5 protein-coding genes and 1 pseudogene are annotated in these 4,335 nt (G+C 70.7%); 4 read left to right on the forward strand and 2 right to left on the reverse strand.

The window, feature by feature from the left end; translation table 11 throughout:
- Positions 1 to 40: 40 nt before the first annotated feature.
- Positions 41 to 1,306, reverse strand: a complete 1,266-nt coding sequence (locus tag I5E_RS11760) for a PTS transporter subunit EIIC (protein WP_022907162.1) — start codon at positions 1,304 to 1,306, stop codon at positions 41 to 43.
- A 178-nt stretch (positions 1,307 to 1,484) separates the two neighbouring features.
- Between I5E_RS11760 and I5E_RS11765 the strand changes: the two genes are divergently transcribed.
- Together I5E_RS11765 and I5E_RS11770 are read left to right on the forward strand one after the other, a co-directional pair.
- A complete protein-coding gene (locus I5E_RS11765) occupies positions 1,485 to 1,721 on the forward strand; it encodes a PTS transporter subunit EIIB (RefSeq protein ID WP_022907163.1) in 237 nt (78 codons plus the stop codon).
- Entirely contained in the window at positions 1,718 to 2,170 is a 453-nt protein-coding gene (locus I5E_RS11770) for a PTS sugar transporter subunit IIA (protein WP_022907164.1), read from the forward strand. The genes I5E_RS11765 and I5E_RS11770 overlap by 4 nt, the downstream gene beginning before the upstream one ends.
- A gap of 79 nt (positions 2,171 to 2,249) precedes the next feature.
- Here the strand turns inward: I5E_RS11770 and I5E_RS11775 are convergent, their stop codons facing one another.
- Positions 2,250 to 2,990, reverse strand: coding sequence for a GntR family transcriptional regulator (locus I5E_RS11775; RefSeq protein WP_022907165.1), 741 nt, complete (start codon positions 2,988 to 2,990; stop codon positions 2,250 to 2,252).
- Positions 2,991 to 3,096: 106 nt separating this feature from the next.
- Here I5E_RS11775 and I5E_RS11780 point away from each other — a divergent pair, with 106 nt between their 5' ends.
- Together I5E_RS11780 and I5E_RS11785 are read left to right on the forward strand one after the other, a co-directional pair.
- Positions 3,097 to 3,729, forward strand: a complete 633-nt coding sequence (locus I5E_RS11780) for a response regulator transcription factor (protein WP_031262370.1) — start codon at positions 3,097 to 3,099, stop codon at positions 3,727 to 3,729.
- Positions 3,722 to 4,335: pseudogene (locus I5E_RS11785) on the forward strand (hypothetical protein); the annotation flags it as partial. The gene I5E_RS11780 and the pseudogene I5E_RS11785, both read left to right, overlap by 8 nt.

Below are 4,335 nucleotides of genomic sequence, written 5' to 3' on the forward strand. Positions count from 1 at the left end.
TCCCGTCCGTCAGCAGGTGACGTCCGTCACCTCGTGACGGCTACGGCTTGGTGGCCGCGTCGATGGTGTTCTCGGCGATCGTGTCCTCTTCGCGTCCGGGGGTGCGGAGGTTCCACTTCTTGATCACGAAGCTGAACAGGAAGTAGTAGACGACCGCGTAGCCGAGGCCGATCGGGATGAGCCAGATGGCCCCGTCCGCCTTGCCGAAGTTCAGCACGTAGTCGATCGCACCGGCCGAGAACGAGAAACCGTCGTGGATGCCCAGGGCGTTCACCAGGGCCAGCGAGGTGCCCGTGAGGACCGCGTGGATGATGTAGAGCGGGAACGCGACGAACATGAACGAGTACTCGAGGGGCTCGGTGATGCCGGTCACGAACGAGGTGAGCGCGGCCGAGAGCATGATGCCGCCGACGAGCTTGCGGTTCTGCGGCTTGGCGTTGCGCCAGATCGCGAGGGCACCGGCGGGCAGCGCGAACATCATGATCGGGAAGAAGCCGGTCTGGAAGATGCCGGCCGTCGGGTCGCCGGCGAGGAAGCGCGCGATGTCGCCGTGGTAGGTCACGCCGCCCGTGGTGAAGCTGCCGAGCTGGAACCACGGGAAGAAGTTCAGCAGCTGGTGCAGCCCGATCGGGATGAGCATGCGGTTGACGAACCCGAAGATGCCACCACCGAGGACGGCGTTGTCCGCGACGGCCTGGCCGGCGGCGGTCAGGGCGATGTCGAAGTAGCGGTAGAAGAACGACATCACGACGGCGATGAGGAGACCCGCGACCGCGGTGAGGATCGGCACGAGGCGGCGACCCGAGAAGAAGCCGAGGAAGTCGGGCATCTTCGTGCGGTGGAACTTCTCCCACAGCACGGCCGACACGAGCCCCATGACGATGCCGCCGAGGACGCCGAAGTTGATGGTGGCCTGGTTGCCGTTCGCGTCCTTCACCCCGTCGAGCACGATCGGGGACATGGCCGCGAAGACCTGGTACATGACCATGTAGCCGACGACGGCGGCGAGCGCCGTGGTGCCGTCGGACTTCTTCGCCCACCCGATCGCGATGCCGACCGCGAAGAGGAGCGGCAGCCAGGTGAACACACCGTTGCCGGCCGCGGCGATGATCGTCGCGCCCTTCTCGAAGCCGGGGATCGCCCCGAGCATGTCGGCCTGGCCGAGGCGGAGCAGGATGCCGGCAGCCGGCATGACCGCGATGGGCAGCAGGAGGCTGCGGCCGAGCCGCTGGGCGTTGGCGAAGACGCGCGACTGCTTCTTCGGCGTCTTCTTCTCCGGCACATCCGTGGCAGTGGTGGTGCTCATCGGAGGTCCTCTCGTCGTTGGGTGGAGCTGTCGGGGTGAGTTGAGTCGTACAGTCAGCGCAGGTAACCTCGGCGGTGTCGCCAGGTCCGGTCCTGTCCGGTCATGACCAGTTCCGTAGTCTGAACCGCGACCCCACGCCTGTCAACCCGGCATGCGTTTTCGTAACGAGGAGGAAACGATGGCTGACATCAAGGCCGCTGACATCATCGCCGCGCTCGGTGGCGCCGAGAACATCGACGAGGTCGAGGGCTGCATCACGCGCCTCCGCGTCGAGGTCGAGGACGGTGACCTGGTCGACAAGGACGCCCTGAAGGCCGCGGGCGCCCAGGCCGTCGTCGGCGGCGGGACGGGTTGGCAGGTCATCGTCGGCCCGATCGCCGACAACCTCGCGCAGGACATCCAGGACGAGCTGTGACTGCGGTCCGGACCCCGTTCCAGGGCCCGGTCGTCGCGCTGGCCGACGTGCCGGACCCGGTGTTCGCCGGGCAGCTCGTCGGTGCCGGCGTCGCGGTGGACCCGACCGGGGTCGACGGCGCCGTGACCGCGGTCGCGCCGGTCGACGGCACGATCGTCAAGCTGCACCCGCACGCGTTCGCCCTGCAGGGTGCCGCGGGCACCGACGTGCTCGTGCACGTGGGCATCGACACCGTGAAGCTGTCGGGCGAGGGCTTCGTGCTCCTCGCCACCGAAGGCGACACCGTCGTCGCGGGCGACCCGGTCGTCCGGTTCACCCCCTCGGTGATCTCGGCTGCCGGCTACTCGCCGATCTGCCCGGTCGTCGTGCTCGGCTCCGCGCCGGACTCCATCGCGCAGGACGCGGTCGGCACCACGGTGCGCGACGGCGACACCCTGTTCGAGGTCTGAGCGGGGGCCTTCCCACGCACTCGGCGACACCGCACGGCCTCGACGTGCCGTGCGGTGTCGCGCAGCGCGACGGTCGGCGCTAGGCGACCGCGTTCGCCGCCGTCGCCGTGACCTCCATCTGCACGCGGTAGCGGTCCGAGCGGTACCAGCTCCGCGTGTGCTCCACCGGGCGCTCCCCCGCGTAGGACACCCGGTCGAACTCCAGCAGCGGCGCCCCGGTCTTCGTGCCGAGCAGGGTGGCCACGTCGTCCGCCGCCGGGTTCGCGGCGACGGTCTGCTGCGCGCGGTCGATCGGCGTGCCGTACTCCGTCGCGATGATCGAGTACACCGAGTCGGACAGGTCGTGCTCGAGCAGGCCCGGGAACGCGTCCGCGACGAACCAGGCGTCGTCGATGGACACCGGGGCGCCGTCGGCCATGCGCAGCCGCTTCACGTGGAAGGCGCGGACGTCGGGGTCGAGCCGCAGCGCCGCGGTCGTGTCGGACGGGGGCACCCGCTCCTCGCGGACGAGCACGACCGTCGTCGGTACATGCCCCATCGCACGCATCTCCTCGGTGAAGGACGCCAGGTGCAGGGTCGACTGCACGGGTCGGTGCGCCACGAAGGTGCCCTTGCCGCGCACGCGTTCGAGGTAGCCCTCGTTCACGAGCTGCCCGAGGGCCTCGCGAACGGTGATCCGGGACACCCCGTACTCGGCGATGAGCTGGCGTTCCGACGGGATCGCCGCACCGGGTGCGAGGCGGACCGTGGCGAGGTCGAGGAGGATCCGCCGCAGCTGCTGGTGCTTCGGTTCGGCACCCTCGGTGATCCGGCTCGTCATGCGGTCCTCGTGCTCCGTCGCTGGTCGTGCGGGTGGTCATGCGCGGACATGACCAGTTGCTGCCACAGTAGCGAGTCCCCCTCGGAACGCCAACGTGCATGACAAGATGACGCGCGTGACAACCGTGGTGATCGTCGACGACGAGACGCTCGTCCGCTACGGCTTCGAGCTCATCCTCGGCGCCGCACCGGACATCGACGTCGTCGCCACGACCGGGGACGTCGACGCCGTGCGGACCATCCGCGACCACGCGCCGGACGTCGTCCTGCTCGACGTGCGGATGCCGCGCGTGAACGGGCTCGAGGTCCTCCGGGAGCTCCGGGCGTTCCCCGAGCCGCCCGCCGTCGCGATGCTCACCACCTTCGACACCGACGAGTACGTCGGGCAGGCGATGGAGCTCGGTGCGGCCGGGTTCCTGCTGAAGGACACCGACCCCGAGGGCCTCGCCGAGTACGTCCGCGTCCTCGCCCGCGGCGGGGTCGTGCTGGCCCCGGGCGTCGACCGGACCAAGCTCTTCGCGGCACGTCCGAGCGCCCCGGCGCCGGCCGTCAGCGACCGGGAGCACGCCGTCCTCCGGCTCGTCGCCGACGGCGTCAGCAACCCGGACATCGGCCGTCGGCTCGGGGTGAGCACCGGCACCGTCAAGGAGGACATCCGGTCGCTCCTCGCCGCGTTCGGCGTCCCGACGCGGGTGCAGCTCGCGCTGCGCGCGGCCGAGGCGGGGCTCCTGGATGGCTGACGGGGAGCGGTCCCGGCGGGTCCGGCAGGTGCTCGCGGCGACGGACGGGAGGCTCGACCGGCTCGTCGACGCCGGCCTGCGTCTGGCGCGCACCCACCCCGCACCGTGGTGGGTGCTCGACGCCCTCTTCGTCGCCGCCGCGGTCGCCGACGCGGTGCTCGACATCTCCGGTGCCACCACCCTCGAGACGTGGTTGTCGCTCGTCGCCGCGGCGGCGCTGCTGCTCCGCCGACGCTTCCCCGTGCTCGCGTTCGCCCTGACCATGCCCGGACTGTTCGTCGGGTCCGCGGTGGTCGCCGCCAGCGTGGCGCTGTTCACCCTCGGGGAGCGCACGAGCCGCCGGTGGCTGATGCTCCTCGCCGCCCTGGTGCAGTTCGTCGGGTTCAGCGGGTTCGTCGGGCCGCCGCAGACCCTCGACGAGATCGTCGTCTCGGTGGTCTACGCGCTCATCTTCGCCCTCGGTCCGCTCGCCGTCGGCCTGCTCGTGCAGACCCGTGCCCGCCTGACCGAGCAGCTCGTCGAGTCCCGCCGGGCCCGCGAGGACGAACGCCGACAGGCCGCGGCCGTGGCGCTCTCCCGCGAACGGGCCCTGCTCGCCCGCGAGAT

It is taken from the genome of Curtobacterium sp. B18, from assembly GCF_000333375.1.
Taxonomy (GTDB): Bacteria; Actinomycetota; Actinomycetes; order Actinomycetales; family Microbacteriaceae; genus Curtobacterium.